Origin of the sequence: Neisseria sp. P0022.S009 (assembly GCF_051956675.1) — a bacterium.
Classification (GTDB): domain Bacteria; phylum Pseudomonadota; class Gammaproteobacteria; order Burkholderiales; family Neisseriaceae; genus Neisseria.
Map to the genome: position 1 here is coordinate 106,139 of NZ_JBQCXE010000003.1, position 14,567 is coordinate 120,705.

Sequence of the window (14,567 nt, forward strand, 5' to 3'; positions counted from 1 at the left end):
CCTTTCAGACGGCCTAAACTTAAGCCCATATTCCTGGTCGTCTGAAAACCTGTTTTCAATAAAGTGAAAACCAACCTAAAGCCCAAATCATGATCAATCCCAGCTTCAAAGAATACCTTCCTTCCTACTATGTCAGCACAGTCAATCCCCATCCGTCTTATCCGACGCTTGAAGGCCGTCTGAAAACTGAAACCTGCGTTATCGGCGGCGGCTTGACCGGTTTATGCACCGCCCTACCGCTTGCCGAAAACGGCCATGAAGTCATCGTGCTTGAAGCCGCACGTATCGGTTTCGGCGCATCAGGCCGCAGCGGCGGACAAGTCATCAGTGATTTTGCCTGCGGCATGGAAGAGATCGAAAAACAAGTCGGCTTAGAACAGGCCCAATGGTTCTGGCAGCAATCCCTGCAAGCCGTTGAACTGGTTGACTCGCGCATTCAAAAACACAATATCCAATGCGATTGGCAACGCGGCTATGCGACCGTCGCCGTCCGTCCTCAGCATTGGGAAGAATTGCAACAATGGCACGAACACGCCCAAAAACATTATGGCGCAAGCCATTACCAGCTTTGGGATAAAGCCACGCTGAAGCAGCAACTTGCCAGTGATAGGTATCAAGGCGCGCAATTTGATCCTTTATCCGGCCACTTGCACCCGCTCAATTACACCCTAGGCATTGCCAAAGCGGCAGCCGATGCAGGCGCACAACTTTTTGAGCAGTCCCCCATGACACGTATCGAGCCATGCGATAACGGCTGGCTGGTTCATACGCCCAATGGCAGCGTTGAGTGCAAAAACCTCGTTTATGCCGTCAATACTTATGCCGGTTTACACCCGAAATTCAAAGTATTGGAACAAAAAGCCATTGCAGTCAGCACCTTTATCATCGCCACCGAGCCTCTGGGCGAGCGTGCCAAAGACCTGATCCGCAACAATATGGCCATCTGCGACAACCGCCACGTCCTCGACTACTACCGTCTCAGCGCCGACGGCCGCCTGCTCTTCGGCGGCAAAGACAACGAATTTATCGACGATCCAGACCGCATGACCGAACTCGTCCGCCAAGACATGCTGAAAGTTTTTCCACAACTTGCCGATGTCAGAATCGAGCATTCTTGGGGCGGCGAATGCGACATTACGCGCAACCTCGCCCCACATTTCGGCCGCCTCGCCCCTACCGTTTTCTTTGCACAAGGCTACTCCGGACACGGCATGGCAATTACCGGCATTGCCGGTTTGGCAATTGCCGAAGCCATCATGGGCGATGACGGCCGTCTGAAACCTTTTGAACAACTGCGCCACAGCAACATTATTACCCAACCATTCCTGCGCAAACTCGGTTCTTACCTCGGTTCAAAATACTATCAATGGAAAGACAGCCACTAAACCCAAACGACAAACATATTTCAGACGGCGGCAGATTCAAGTAGAATTTAGGCCGTCTGAAAGCGTAGACACGACAAAATTCAATCATTTATCAGCAAGGAAACCATCATGAGCAACCATCACAAACTCATCATCCTCGGCTCCGGCCCTGCCGGCTATACTGCCGCCGTCTATGCCGCCCGCGCCAACCTTAACCCTGTAATCATTACCGGTGTTGAGCAAGGCGGACAATTGATGACCACCACAGAAGTGGACAACTGGCCTGCCGATGCAGAAGGCGTACAAGGTCCGGAACTAATGGCCCGTTTCCAAGCTCATGCCGAACGCTTCGGCACTGAAATGATTTTCGACCAAATCCACACCGTTGATTTGCAAAACCGTCCGTTTACCCTCAAAGGCGATATGGGCGAATACACCTGCGATGCACTCATCGTTGCCACGGGCGCATCCGCCAAATATTTAGGTTTGCCAAGCGAAGAAACCTTTGCCGGCAAAGGCGTTTCCGCCTGCGCAACTTGCGACGGCTTCTTCTATAAAAAACAAGATGTTGCCGTAGTCGGCGGTGGCAATACCGCTGTGGAAGAAGCCCTCTACCTTGCCAATATCGCCAACACCGTTACCCTGATTCACCGCCGCGACAGCTTCCGTGCCGAGAAAATCATGGTGGACAAATTGATGCAACGCGTCGAAGAAGGCAAAATCATCCTCAAGCTCAACAGCTCGGTTGATGAAATCTTGGGCGACGAAAGCGGCGTTACCGGTGCACGCTTGAAACACAATGACGGCGGCACTGAAGAAATCGCTGTAAAAGGCGTTTTCATCGCCATCGGCCACAAACCCAACACCGATATCTTCAAAGGTCAACTTGATATGGATGAAACCGGCTACCTGAAAACCAAAGGCGGTACCGGTGATAATGTCGGCGCAACCAATATCGAAGGCGTATGGGCGGCAGGCGACGTCAAAGACCATACCTACCGTCAAGCCATCACCAGCGCGGCTTCCGGCTGTCAGGCCGCACTTGATGCCGAACGTTGGCTCGACCGCCACAGCGTATAAGCCTCTAAGCCACATTCTATTCTTTGAAACATCATCAACAGGCCGTCTGAAATTTCAGACGGCCTATCATCTGTTTGCCACACTGAATTTCATTTTAATGGCAAATTTATATCAAATAAGTACTTTTGCTTTATAATGACAACAAATACCCAACAAACAGGGAACAAACATGAAAAAAACACTAACGACACTTATCCTTTGCGCACTGACTCCTGCCGCCCTGGCTGCCGATACTTACGGCTACCTGGCCATGTGGCAAAACCCAGCCGACAGCAATGAAGCGCTGCAAATCAAAACCACCAAAGAAAATGCCACCCAACTGGACGCGACGGCAGAACTCGAAACATTCTGCAAAGGCCAAGATGCCTTAGCCGGTATCGGCGCTGGCCAAGCAACAGGCTGCAAAACGGTTGTCCCACTGCACAATACCTGTATCGCGGTTGCCTACCCTAAAGCCATGGGCAAATTAACTGCTCAAAACGTGGTGGCCATTACGTCTCCGCGCTTCAAAAACGTGCATCAAATTGCCTTGAGCCAGTGCATCAAAAAATATGGCTCTCAAGGACAATGTGCTTTAGAAACAGTCTATTGCACTTCCGATACTTACTATCAAGGTACGGTCAAAACCCTTTGGGAAAAAATCAAATCCATTTAAGGCCGTCTGAAAATAAAACCGGCTTGCCCGATATTCTCCATATCACGGCAAGCCGGTTTTTTATTCTGGCTTTTATTTACTATTTTTTTCCAACAATTTGGCGACAACGCCTTCGGCCTGTTTCACCAAATCAGGATTGGTTCGGAAGTGGTTTTCATCGTTCAAAGAGTAGCTGACCGTAGAAACCGCGTACTTGGTGCTTCGCAACACAAATACGCCTTTACGCAAGATTTCGTTATTGCCTTTGGTTTTGTAACGCAGGTTATACGGGCAAGAAGAATCATACAGTTTGCCGCGGTTGTCCGCGGTTACAATCGTACTGCCAATGCCGCGTTTCGCCAAAGCTTTGGACAAAGCACGATCCAAATCATGCGGTCTTACTTTTGCGTTTTGAATGATGCAGACATGTTTGATGCTGGTCAGCTCTTCAGGTTTCAATACTCTTTGTTCCGTAGTGGAACACGCGCCCAGCAACAATACGGCTGAAGCCGCCGCTAAAATCATGGTTTTCATCTGTTTTCCTTTTAAAATGTTCAAACAATAAATATTCAGACGGCCTTCATGCAAAGGCCGTCTGAAAAAATCAACGTACGTTTTTCATCAAACGTTGTTTCTCACGCTTCCAATCCGCTTCTTTCAGGCTTTGGCGTTTGTCATGCTGTTTCTTACCCTTGGCCAAACCGATTTCCACTTTGATTTTACCTCGGGTGTAATGCAGGTTTAAAGGCACAATCGTATAACCGGCGCGTTCGGTTTTGCCGATTAACTTATTGATTTCCGATTGTTTCAACAATAACTTACGCGGACGGACAGGGTCGGGTTTGACGTGTGTCGAGGCAGTGGGCAACGCGGTAATGTGGCAGCCCACCAAATAGAACGCGTCTTTTTTCCAGTAGATATAGCTTTCTTTTAATTGCACGCGTGCAGCGCGGATGGCTTTGACTTCCCATCCTTCCAATACTATACCGGCTTCGATTTGGTCTTCGATAAAGAAATCGTGAAAGGCTTTTTTATTATTGGCAATACTCATTGTGCTGATTCTTTACAAACTTTTCAGACGGCCTATTTTATCAGGCATGCTTAAAAAATAAAACGGCAAACGGTTTTGAAACGTTTATTCGCTTAAAACATGGCGGCGGTAAAAGCGGTCTATATCGGCAATCGCTTTTTCATCTTCAGGGCGCAAATCCAATTTCAAATCGGCAAGGCGGATCAAAATTTGGTCTTCACGCTCGGCAACGGCGCAGCTGACCTCGCCTTCGCTGCGGAAATGACGGATAAGCTCGTCCAACTGGTTTAAAGCATTTTGATAAGATGAATTTGGATTCATAATTTTTAACTCGAACGCCCATAAAAAATGGCGGGAAACCCCGCCATGATTTTACGGCTTATGCCGCGCATTTGATTAAGCAGCTTGAATGTTAGCAGCTTGTTTGCCTTTAGGGCCGGTGGTTACGTCGAAAGACACGCGTTGGCCTTCTTTCAGGGTTTTGAAACCTTCCATGTTGATCGCTGAGAAGTGAGCGAACAGATCTTCGCCACCTTCGTCAGGAGTGATGAAACCAAAACCTTTAGCGTCGTTAAACCATTTTACGATACCGGTTGCCATTAGAAACTTCCTATACTTAAAAATTAACAAAATCAGCAAAACAAGGCATACAGCAAACTAAAACGTTCAGCGTTTCTCCCCCGTTTTTATTACGCGGTCGAGTGCCAACTTCTGCTTAACCGTCTTTTTACATTTGTTAAGACAAAACGTCAAGCTATGTTTTCAAAAAAGTGGGAAAATAGAAAAAATTGGCCGAAATACAACAGAAAACGGTTTGCACTCTAAAACAGGCCGTCTGAAAACTGAAATCTAAGCTTATGAACCATCCGAATACCGACCACCAATCCGATACCCTGATCAGCGATATCAACACGCAGCCGCCGAAACGTTACGGCGTATTTTTATTGAACGACGATTACACCACCATGGAATTTGTCGTCGAAATCCTGACCGAAGTCTTTATGCTTGCACAGGAACAGGCAGTGGCCGTTATGCTGCTGGTGCACCACGAAGGCAAAGGCCTGTGCGGCACCTACACGCGCGATATTGCGCAAACCAAGCAGCATCAGGTCATGGAACGCGCCAAAGCTGAAGGGCATCCGCTCAAATGTATAGTCGAAGAGGTTTAAACCATGCTTTCACCCGAATTGGAACACATCCTGCAACTGCTCTACCGTGAAGCACGCAACGCGCGTTATGAGTTTATCAGCTTGGAACACCTGCTTTTGGTGCTGATAGAAGAAGATGCGGCTGTGCCAAACGTCTTGAAACTGTGTGGTGCGGATTTGAAAGTCCTGTCCGAGCAGCTGGCCGCCAGTGTTGCCGAAAATACGCCGCAAATTCCCGATCATCTTCTGGATACGGTCGAAACCCAGCCGACATTGGGCTTCCAACGCGTCATCCAACGGGCAATGGTGCATACCCAGTCTGCCGGTAAAGCCTCAGTAGAGCCTTTGGATATTTTGGTTGCCATGATGAGCGAATCCGAAAGCCATGCCGTTTATTTCCTCAAATTGCAATCCATTACGCGCTTTGAAGTCTTGCGTTGCATTGCCCATGGCTCACCCGATGACGAAGACGGCAATGATTCAGACGGCCTGGAACGTGAGGGCGAAGAAGCGGAACCAAAAACCGGCTCCCTTTCCGACTACACCGTCAACCTCAACGCCGAAGTTAAAGCCGGCCGTATCGACCCCTTAATCGGCAGAAAACACGAAATGGAACGACTGGTGCAAATCCTGTGCCGCCGCCGCAAAAACAATCCGCTTTTGGTCGGCGAAGCAGGCGTGGGCAAAACCGCGCTGGCGGAAGGCTTGGCACATCAAATCGTCAACGGCGACATTCCCGATGCGCTGAAAGAAGCCGAAGTGTACGCGCTGGATATGGGTTCGCTTTTGGCGGGTACGAAATACCGCGGCGACTTTGAAGCGCGGGTTAAATCCGTCTTGAAACAGCTTGAAAAAATCCCGCACGCCATTTTGTTCATCGACGAAATCCACACCATCATCGGCGCGGGCAGTACCAGCGGCGGCACAATGGACGCGTCCAACCTGCTCAAACCTGCATTGGCGAAAGGCTCGCTGCGCTGCATCGGCGCGACCACCTACGACGAATACCGTACCATTTTCGACAAAGACCATGCCTTAAGCCGCCGCTTCCAAAAAATCGATGTGGTCGAGCCTACCGTCGCCGAAACCGTGCAAATCCTGCGCGGCTTGAAACCGATGTTTGAAGATTTCCACCAAGTCCGCTATACGCAAGGCGCACTCGAAGCCGCAGCCGAACTCTCTGCCCGCTATATTAACGAGCGTTTCCTGCCCGACAAGGCCATCGACGTAATGGACGAAGCAGGCGCGGCACAACGGATTCTGCCCAAATCCAAACAGAAAAAAGTCATCGGCAAAGCGCAAATCGAAACCGTCATCGCCAAAGTCGCGCGGATTCCTGAAAAAACCGTCTCGCATGACGACAAACAAGTGCTGCAATTCCTCGGCCGCGATTTGAAAAACATGGTTTACGGTCAGGAAAACGCCATCGACGCGCTGGTTGCCGCCGTCAAAATGTCGCGCTCTGGCCTTGCCCTACCCGACAAGCCCATAGGCAGCTTCCTCTTCTCCGGCCCGACCGGCGTCGGCAAAACCGAAGTCGCCAAACAGCTTGCCTACTCGATGGGCGTACCGCTGCAACGCTTCGATATGTCCGAATATATGGAACGCCATGCCGTATCGCGCCTCATTGGCGCGCCGCCGGGCTACGTCGGTTTCGACCAGGGCGGCCTTTTGACCGAAGCCGTCAACAAACAGCCGCACTGCGTGTTGCTCTTGGACGAAATCGAAAAAGCCCATCCCGACATTTTCAACGTTCTCCTGCAAGTCATGGATGCAGGCAAACTGACCGACAACAACGGCAAGAGTGCCGATTTCCGCAACGTCATCCTGATTATGACCACCAACGCAGGCGCGGAAAGCCTCAGCCGCCCCAGCCTCGGCTTTACCGCCAAACGCGAGCGCGGCGACGAAATGCAGGCGATCAACAAACTCTTTACGCCCGAGTTCCGCAACCGCTTGGACGCGATTATCCCGTTTGCGCCCCTGTCCGAACCCGTCATCGCCAAAGTCGTGGACAAATTCCTGCTCCAGCTCGAACACCAGCTCCTCGACAAAAAAGTTGAAGCCGAGTTCACGCCGGCATTGCGCAAATATCTAGCGGAAAAAGGTTTCGACCCGCAAATGGGCGCGCGCCCGATGCACCGCCTGATTCAGGAAAAAATCCGCAAACCACTCGCCGACGAACTCCTGTTCGGCAAACTCGCCGACGGCGGCTTCGTGCGTATAGACTGGGATGCAGCAAAAGAAGAAGCCGTATTGAAGTTTAAGAAAAGCAAGGTCAAACCTGAAACAGCAGCGGTTTGAAGGATAAAGGCAAAAAAGGTCGTCTGAAAACGAGATTTCCGTTTTCAGACAACCTTTTTGTAATTAATGCCTAATTCTCCGTCTATATAGAGGCTACAAATAACAAAATACCTCGTAATTTAACAAATTAATTATTTTTGTAAATTATTTACTTGATATTTTTAAATGACTATTTGATAATACATCTACATTTTAATTATCAATCAATTCATTGCAAAGGAAATATCTATGTCTTTCAAAAAAGTAAGTGCAGCAACTATTATCGCCCTGAGCTTGGCGGCTTGCAGCAACAACCAGCCTAATGACACTCCATCCATCACTAGTTCATCAAATGGCATCCAGAAGAATAACGGCAATTCTGCTGACAATAATAGTAATACTTCCAACAATAATAGCAATACTTCCGGCAACAATGGCAATACTTCCGGCAACAATAGCAATACTTCCGGCAACAATGGCAATACTTCCGGCAACAATAGCAATACTTCCGGCAACAATAGCAATACTTCCGGCAACAATAGCAATACTTCCGGCAACAATAATTCTTCTGCCAACGCTACACCACGCGTTGATTTTTCAGTTTCATATGAAGGCTTAAAAAGCAATGCTAATGAAGCTGTTCAACACCTAGCAAAAGAGTTTGGTGTTGATGATGCGGCCCTTCAATCATACACTGTGAAATTAGGTAATCAAACCAGTAAGGGCAAGGAACTTAATTTGTCCGGATACCCGCTCAAAAAATTAGCACTCAATCAAGACTTCCAAGAAACCGCCATTGCGCGTGCCGAAGGTAAAAATTACACCATTATCCAAAGCGGTAAAGCCCATATTTACCGTCAAAACTACTCTTTGATTGCGGGCATCAATCCGACAAAAGCTACTCTTAGAGGTCCAGACATCAACAAATCTGAAAATCTTGACGATACTTATATCCTGATTAAAGGTCAAACTACCCAAACCCTGCCGACTTCGGGAAAATTTGACTACTCAGGTATTGCAAGCGATGGCGCAAGCAAAGGCAAATTGGCTTATTCTGTTGACTTCGACAGCAGAAAAGGCAGCGGTAAAATTACCGGTGTCGGCAGCGACATCAATCTGCACGAAGCGTCTATTCGAGAAGGCAGCTACACCAACGAAATCGATAACACAGTAATTAATGGACACGGCATCGAAGGCTCTTCCAACCGTGGCAGCTACCGACTCGGCTTCTTCGGTCCGGATGCGGAAGAAATCGTCGGTACTGTCGATGATAAAAAAATGGTGAAATCGGCTTTGCCGGCTCCCGCTAATATTAATGTAATATAACCAAAAGGTCGTCTGAAAACGTTTCAGACGACCTTTTCGACCATTTTCACCGTGTTATCCTTATAATGACAGAATATTCCTACGACCCATATCCCACTGAATAAAATGAATAAAAACCATCTCGTCTTACTAATATTCTCCTTCACATCAGCCGCCCTTGCCGAAACACCCGTTGTCCGTGTACCTGCTCCTGTATTTTTTGACAAACAATCCAACAGCGAAACGCCCTCAAAAGAATTTACCGACGACAAACCTGCAGAACAGAGGCTTTCAGACGACCTTCCTGCCGATTCCTCATTGGAAGCACAGATCAACCGCGCATTAATCGGACGGGACTGGAAGACGCTGGAAGGTTTGTTGACGCAATATAAAGCCGTGCCCGACCGGGATGCCGTTTTATACGATTATGCTTTAGGCGCGTTGCGGCGCAGTCAGTTGCGGCATGGTGAGGCTGTATCACTCTATCGCGGCATTTTGGCGAAACATCCCGATTTGGCGTATCCGCGTTTCGATTTGGGCGTAATGATGTTTGAAAACAAACAGTACCATGAGGCAAAAGCTGAATTGAAACGGGCAAAACCGGATTTGCAGCCGCCCATGCAGCAACTTGCCGACCGCTATCTTGCTTCCATTGAATCGACGCAAAGCTGGCAGCCCGATGTTTCGCTGCAATACGAGCAAACCGATAATGTGAACAATGCCTCGTCCGAGCGCGTTATAGAATGGAACGGCAGACGCTGGAATAAAACCGCTGAGAGCCTGCCGCAAAAGGCGCACAGTATCCGCTATGGCGCAGGCGTAGCGCGCGAAATCAATGTGGGTGGACATCATTTTGTTTACGGCAACCTCAGCGGCGACGGCGTGCATTATTGGGACAATCAGGATTTTAACGAGCAAAGCCTGCACTTAGCAGCAGGCTATAAAAACCGTTCGGCGGTGCAATCTTTCGGGGTTGTACCGTTTGCCGAGCAAAACTGGCTGGGCGGCAAACGTTATAATCGTGAAACCGGTATCAATACCGACTTTTCACGTCGTCTGAACGAAAAATGGCGGTTCTCACTCAATGCAGGTTATATCAAAAAATACTATCGGAACAGCGATTCGGCAGAGCGTTACAACAGCCATATGCCACTGGCGGGTGCAACGCTGGCATACTCTGCGCCGAAAAACTGGCTGCTCTACGGCGGCGCGGACTGGTCGCACGACATGACCAAAGAAGCCGAGCAAGCATCTGTGCGCAAGGGCATACACTTCGGCGCGGCGAAAGCGTTTGAGAACGGATTCGGCATCCGCACCAACCTGCGCTACGCCCGCCGTACCTTTGATGCACCGGGTAGCCTGGTGTACCGCCTAACCCGAAAAGACCATGAATATCAGGCAAATGCCTCTATTTGGCACAATAAAATTGCATGGAAAGGCTTAGTGCCGCATTTAAATTTCCGTTACCTGAAAATCGACAGCAATATGAGCGGCTTCTACTCCCGCAAGAATATGCAGACATTCGTCAGTGTGGAGAAACAGTTTTAATGCAACAGGAATGGAAACAAAACATGCCGTTTCAATCAGCCTTTTTTCCTACACAGGTGGAGGGCCGTCGGAAATTCCAAGAAATAGACATTTGAAAAACAGTTACTAGATTAAAAGTAATTCCTCATAAACTCGAAAATGATGCTGATTAAAACGTTTCTATTTAAATGACAATTTAGTGTATTCGAAGATCCAAACGGCAAGACCTAGAAAAAAGGCCGTCTGAAATTTCAGACGGCCTTTTTATCTCAATCAAAAATCTGATTTACAAGACGGATTTAACAGTAGCAACCACATTGTCTACGGTAAAGCCGAATTCTTTAAACAGCAAATCAGCAGGTGCAGACTCGCCGAAGCGATTGATACCGACTACTGCGCCGTTCAAACCGACGTATTTATACCAACCGTCGGCGTGTCCGGCTTCTACGGCTACACGTGGCAAGCCTTCGGGCAGAACGGCGGCTTTATAGGCGGCATCTTGGCGGTCGAATACGTTGGTGGACGGCATGGAAACGACACGCACGGCAATACCTTGTTCTGCCAATACTTTTTGCGCTTCAAGAGCTAATTCAACTTCAGAACCGGTGGCAATGATGACGGCTTGGGCGTTGCCTTGGGCTTCGCTGATGACATAGCCGCCGCGTTTGATGTCGTTCAGTTGTTGCTCATCACGCGCTTGGAATTTCAGGTTTTGACGGCTGAAAATCAAGCTGGACGGATGATCGGCCGCTTTAACGGCTTCAGACCACGCCACCAAGGATTCAACGGTATCGCACGGACGCCATACATCCATATTTGGAATCAGGCGCAGAGTGGCAGTTTGCTCGACAGGTTGGTGGGTTGGGCCGTCTTCACCCAAACCAATGGAGTCGTGGGTAAACACGAAGACGGAGTTGATTTTCATCAGTGCCGCCATGCGTAGGGCGTTGCGTTCGTATTCGCTGAACATCAGGAAAGTCGCGCCGAAGGGTTTCACACCGCCGTGCAGGGCAAGGCCGTTCATGATGGCACCCATGCCGAACTCGCGTACGCCGTAGTGAATATAGTTGCCGCCGTGTTCGCGGGTAACGGAGACGCTGTTTGACCAGTCAGTCAGGTTGGATGGTGTCAAGTCGGCAGAACCGCCCACCAACTCAGGCAGCTCTTTGGCCAGAATTTCGATGCTGTTTTGGCTAGCTTTACGGGTGGCGATGGTTTCGGCTTTGGCGCACACTTCTTTCAATGCGGCTTGAACGTAAGCATCGAAGTTGTCCGGCAGTTTTTTATCCATGCGGCGCACGAATTCTGCAGCTTCGGCAGGGTATTTGGCTTGATATTGAGCGAAAAGCTCGTTCCATTCGGCCTCAAGTTTTGCGCCTTTTTCTTTTGCATTCCATGCGGCATAGATTTCTTGCGGAATTTCAAACGCAGGATATCTCCAACCCAAATGTTTGCGCGTGGCTTCGATTTCGTCCGCACCCAAAGGCGCACCGTGGGTTTTGTGGCTGCCCTCTTTGTTGGCGCTGCCTTTGCCGATTAAGGTTTTGCAGCAGATAAGGGACGGTTTGCCGGTTTCGGCTTTGGCTGCTTCAATGGCCGTCTGAATGGCATCAGTGTCATGACCGTTCACATTTGGAATCACATGCCAGCCGTAGCTTTCAAAGCGTTGCGGGATGTTTTCGGTAAACCAGCCGTCCACTTTGCCGTCGATGGAAATATTGTTGTCATCATATAAAACAATCAGCTTGCCCAAGCCCAAAGTGCCGGCGAGCGAACAGGCTTCGTGCGACACGCCTTCCATCATGCAGCCGTCGCCCATGAAGACGTAGGTGTGGTGGTCAACGATGTTTAAGCCGTCTTTATTGAATTCGGCAGCCAAGATTTTTTCGGCCAAAGCCATGCCCACAGCGTTGGCAATACCTTGTCCCAAGGGGCCGGTCGTGGTTTCCACACCGTCGGTGTAACCGTATTCGGGGTGGCCGGGGGTTTTGCTGTGCAATTGGCGGAAGTTTTTCAAGTCTTCGATGGATACATTGTAGCCGGTCAGGTGCAACAGGCTGTACAGCAGCATGGACGCATGACCGTTGGAAAGGATGAAGCGGTCGCGGTTGTAGAACTTAGGGTTGGCGGGGTTATGGTTGAGGAACTTCGTCCACAATACTTCCGCCATTTCCGCCATACCCATAGGTGCGCCGGGGTGGCCGGAGTTGGCTTTCTGTACGGCATCGACTGAGAGGAAACGGATTGCGTTTGCCAGTTGAGACATGGTTTGACCTTCCTTGGACAAGATTGGAAATATGAAAAAAGGTGTGCCGATTATCGCCTGAATCAGCCGTGCTTTCAAGGATAGCTTTTGATATTCGCTTTGTCAGACGGCCTGTTTCCACTCGGTTGCCCGAAACGGAATGAATAGATGATATTAACTGTTATTTCGTTTTGAAACAGTACTTTATATATTTTTATCGTGTAAATAGCAAATCACTATAAGTTTGCACACAGACTGATTCGCAAACCTTTGAATACTGCCCTTTTCAGACGGCCCTACATCAAACGGCCGCAAGGAATCCATTGTTAAGACGAAGTCCTTCTTTTGCTTTGAATAGAGTCAAATGTTATGATTTGTATGCACGCGAAAGGCCGTCTGAAAATATTCACATCAAACTACTACCATGACAACAGGCTTGTGTGCACTTCATCAAGGAACACTGAAATGTCACCAGAAAACCAAGCTGAAAACACCACACCCTCAACAGAAAAAACAGCAAAAGCTACTCCGCCCAAACCTTCCAAACCCAAATCCAGCGTGATTCAAATCCATCCTGAAGGCGAACGCATCCATCCCAAAAAGGCGGAAGGACGCTTTGCCAAACTGCGTATCGCCGCCGTATTGGCGACCCAGTTTGTATTTTACGTTATTCCATGGTTCAACTGGAGCGGCCGTCAGGCGGTTTTATTCAATATTCCTGACCGTCATTTCTTCATTTTCGGACTGTCGCTGGGCATGGGCGATTTGATTTACCTTGCCTTGCTGCTGATGATTTGCGCATTCGGATTGTTTTGGTGGACAACCATTGCCGGCCGTTTGTGGTGCGGCTATTCATGCCCGCAAACGGTTTACACCGAAATTATGCTGTGGATTGACAACTTGGTCGAAGGCGATAGAAACAAACGCCTAAAACTGGAAAAATCGCCGTGGAATTTCACCAAAATCCGCATCAAAGCCACTAAATACCTGCTGATTTTCCTTGTCTGCGCATGGACAGGCATTACCTTTGCCGGCTGGTTTGTCCCGATCCGCCAGTTTGTTCCTGATTTGTTTACCGGAGCAGCAGGCGGCGGCGCGATGTTTGCCGCAGCGTTTTACGGATTCATGACGTTCTTCTTCGCCCACATCATGCGCGAAAAAGTTTGTCTGCATATGTGTCCGTATGCACGTTTCCAAAGTGCAATGTTTGACAAAGACACGCTAATTATTTCTTACGATGCCGAACGCGGCGAACCGCGCGGCGCACGCAAGAAAACCGCCAACAAAGAAGACAGCGGCTTGGGCGACTGCATCAACTGCACCATGTGCGTGCAAGTCTGCCCCGTCGGTATCGACATCCGCAACGGTTTGCAATACCAATGTATCGGCTGTGCGGCGTGTATCGATGCCTGTGACGAAATCATGGACAAAATGGGCTACGAGCGCGGCTTGATCCGTTATACGACCGAAGGCGCGTTGGAACACGAATACCCTGAAAGCGACATCAAAAAACGCTTGAAACGTCCGCGCGTAGCCGGTTATGGCGCAGTACTCTTGGTGGTCATCATTGCCTTCCTGGTCGGCATTTCCACCCGAAAAATGGTCGAAGTCGATATCCTGAAAGACCGTGGCGTCATGGTTCGCGAAAACAGCCAAGGCTGGTTGGAAAATGCCTATAACCTGCGCATTATCAACAATAGTGAAAACGAACAACTGATGACCGCAACCGTCAAAGGCTTTGATGAAATCGCGCTGACCGGCCTGCCTGAAAACGGTATTAAAATTGCGCCGCGGGAAACCGTTACCATCCCGGTACAGGTGTCTACCATTCCCGAATACGCCGACAAAGGCAGCCATCCGATCGAATTTACCTTTACCTATCGCGAGACCGGCTCTGCCGACTCCAAACCGACTACTTTAGAAGAAAAAGCAACCTTTATCGGAGAATAAA

At 49.2% G+C, this 14,567-nt stretch carries 14 protein-coding genes; 8 read left to right on the forward strand and 6 right to left on the reverse strand.

The window, feature by feature from the left end; translation table 11 throughout:
- Nucleotides 1–89: 89 nt before the first annotated feature.
- The 3 genes from ACTHUG_RS05485 to ACTHUG_RS05495 all read left to right on the forward strand — a co-directional run bounded on the left by ACTHUG_RS05485 (nucleotide 90) and on the right by ACTHUG_RS05495 (nucleotide 3,099).
- The gene (locus ACTHUG_RS05485; RefSeq protein ID WP_440385735.1) at nucleotides 90–1,385 is read left to right on the forward strand and encodes an NAD(P)/FAD-dependent oxidoreductase; all 1,296 of its coding nucleotides are present in this window, start codon (nucleotides 90–92) and stop codon (nucleotides 1,383–1,385) included.
- A gap of 108 nt (nucleotides 1,386–1,493) precedes the next feature.
- Complete coding sequence (gene trxB, locus ACTHUG_RS05490; RefSeq protein WP_204788314.1) at nucleotides 1,494–2,444, forward strand: thioredoxin-disulfide reductase; 951 nt, start codon at nucleotides 1,494–1,496, stop codon at nucleotides 2,442–2,444.
- 169 nt (nucleotides 2,445–2,613) lie between these two features.
- Nucleotides 2,614–3,099, forward strand: a complete 486-nt coding sequence (locus ACTHUG_RS05495; protein WP_254344777.1) for a DUF4189 domain-containing protein — start codon at nucleotides 2,614–2,616, stop codon at nucleotides 3,097–3,099.
- 72 nt (nucleotides 3,100–3,171) lie between these two features.
- On the opposite strand, the gene ACTHUG_RS05500 is transcribed toward ACTHUG_RS05495, so the two are convergent.
- From ACTHUG_RS05500 to ACTHUG_RS05515, 4 genes are all read right to left on the reverse strand, one after another.
- A complete protein-coding gene (locus ACTHUG_RS05500) occupies nucleotides 3,172–3,612 on the reverse strand; it encodes a hypothetical protein (RefSeq protein ID WP_003682952.1) in 441 nt (146 codons plus the stop codon).
- A 70-nt stretch (nucleotides 3,613–3,682) separates the two neighbouring features.
- On the reverse strand, nucleotides 3,683–4,129 hold the full coding sequence (gene smpB, locus ACTHUG_RS05505; protein ID WP_049348437.1) for an SsrA-binding protein SmpB: 447 nt from the start codon (nucleotides 4,127–4,129) through the stop codon (nucleotides 3,683–3,685).
- Between the two features lie 84 nt (nucleotides 4,130–4,213).
- Nucleotides 4,214–4,429 carry a hypothetical protein gene (locus ACTHUG_RS05510; protein WP_003746135.1) on the reverse strand — a complete coding sequence of 72 codons (216 nt, stop codon included), beginning with the start codon at nucleotides 4,427–4,429 and terminating at the stop codon, nucleotides 4,214–4,216.
- A gap of 75 nt (nucleotides 4,430–4,504) precedes the next feature.
- A complete protein-coding gene (locus ACTHUG_RS05515; RefSeq protein WP_002217533.1) occupies nucleotides 4,505–4,708 on the reverse strand; it encodes a cold-shock protein in 204 nt (67 codons plus the stop codon).
- Between the two features lie 257 nt (nucleotides 4,709–4,965).
- Between ACTHUG_RS05515 and clpS the strand changes: the two genes are divergently transcribed.
- The gene (clpS, locus tag ACTHUG_RS05520; protein WP_440385734.1) at nucleotides 4,966–5,277 is read left to right on the forward strand and encodes an ATP-dependent Clp protease adapter ClpS; all 312 of its coding nucleotides are present in this window, start codon (nucleotides 4,966–4,968) and stop codon (nucleotides 5,275–5,277) included.
- 3 nt (nucleotides 5,278–5,280) lie between these two features.
- Nucleotides 5,281–7,560 carry an ATP-dependent Clp protease ATP-binding subunit ClpA gene (gene clpA, locus ACTHUG_RS05525; RefSeq protein ID WP_440385733.1) on the forward strand — a complete coding sequence of 760 codons (2,280 nt, stop codon included), beginning with the start codon at nucleotides 5,281–5,283 and terminating at the stop codon, nucleotides 7,558–7,560.
- 203 nt (nucleotides 7,561–7,763) lie between these two features.
- Here clpA and ACTHUG_RS05530 read toward each other — a convergent pair whose 3' ends face one another.
- The gene (locus ACTHUG_RS05530; RefSeq protein WP_440418667.1) at nucleotides 7,764–8,165 is read right to left on the reverse strand and encodes a hypothetical protein; all 402 of its coding nucleotides are present in this window, start codon (nucleotides 8,163–8,165) and stop codon (nucleotides 7,764–7,766) included.
- Between the two features lie 112 nt (nucleotides 8,166–8,277).
- Between ACTHUG_RS05530 and ACTHUG_RS05535 the strand changes: the two genes are divergently transcribed.
- Entirely contained in the window at nucleotides 8,278–8,865 is a 588-nt protein-coding gene (locus ACTHUG_RS05535; RefSeq protein ID WP_440418666.1) for a factor H binding protein domain-containing protein, read from the forward strand.
- A gap of 105 nt (nucleotides 8,866–8,970) precedes the next feature.
- On the forward strand, nucleotides 8,971–10,392 hold the full coding sequence (locus tag ACTHUG_RS05540) for a surface lipoprotein assembly modifier (protein WP_440385731.1): 1,422 nt from the start codon (nucleotides 8,971–8,973) through the stop codon (nucleotides 10,390–10,392).
- Between the two features lie 265 nt (nucleotides 10,393–10,657).
- On the opposite strand, the gene tkt is transcribed toward ACTHUG_RS05540, so the two are convergent.
- Nucleotides 10,658–12,637 (reverse strand): transketolase, encoded by a 1,980-nt coding sequence (gene tkt / locus ACTHUG_RS05545; protein ID WP_440385730.1) that lies wholly within the window; start codon nucleotides 12,635–12,637, stop codon nucleotides 10,658–10,660.
- A gap of 444 nt (nucleotides 12,638–13,081) precedes the next feature.
- On the opposite strand from tkt, the gene ccoG reads away from it, so the two are divergent.
- Nucleotides 13,082–14,566, forward strand: a complete 1,485-nt coding sequence (gene ccoG, locus ACTHUG_RS05550; protein WP_440385729.1) for a cytochrome c oxidase accessory protein CcoG — start codon at nucleotides 13,082–13,084, stop codon at nucleotides 14,564–14,566.
- The last annotated feature ends 1 nt before the right edge of the window (nucleotide 14,567 follow it).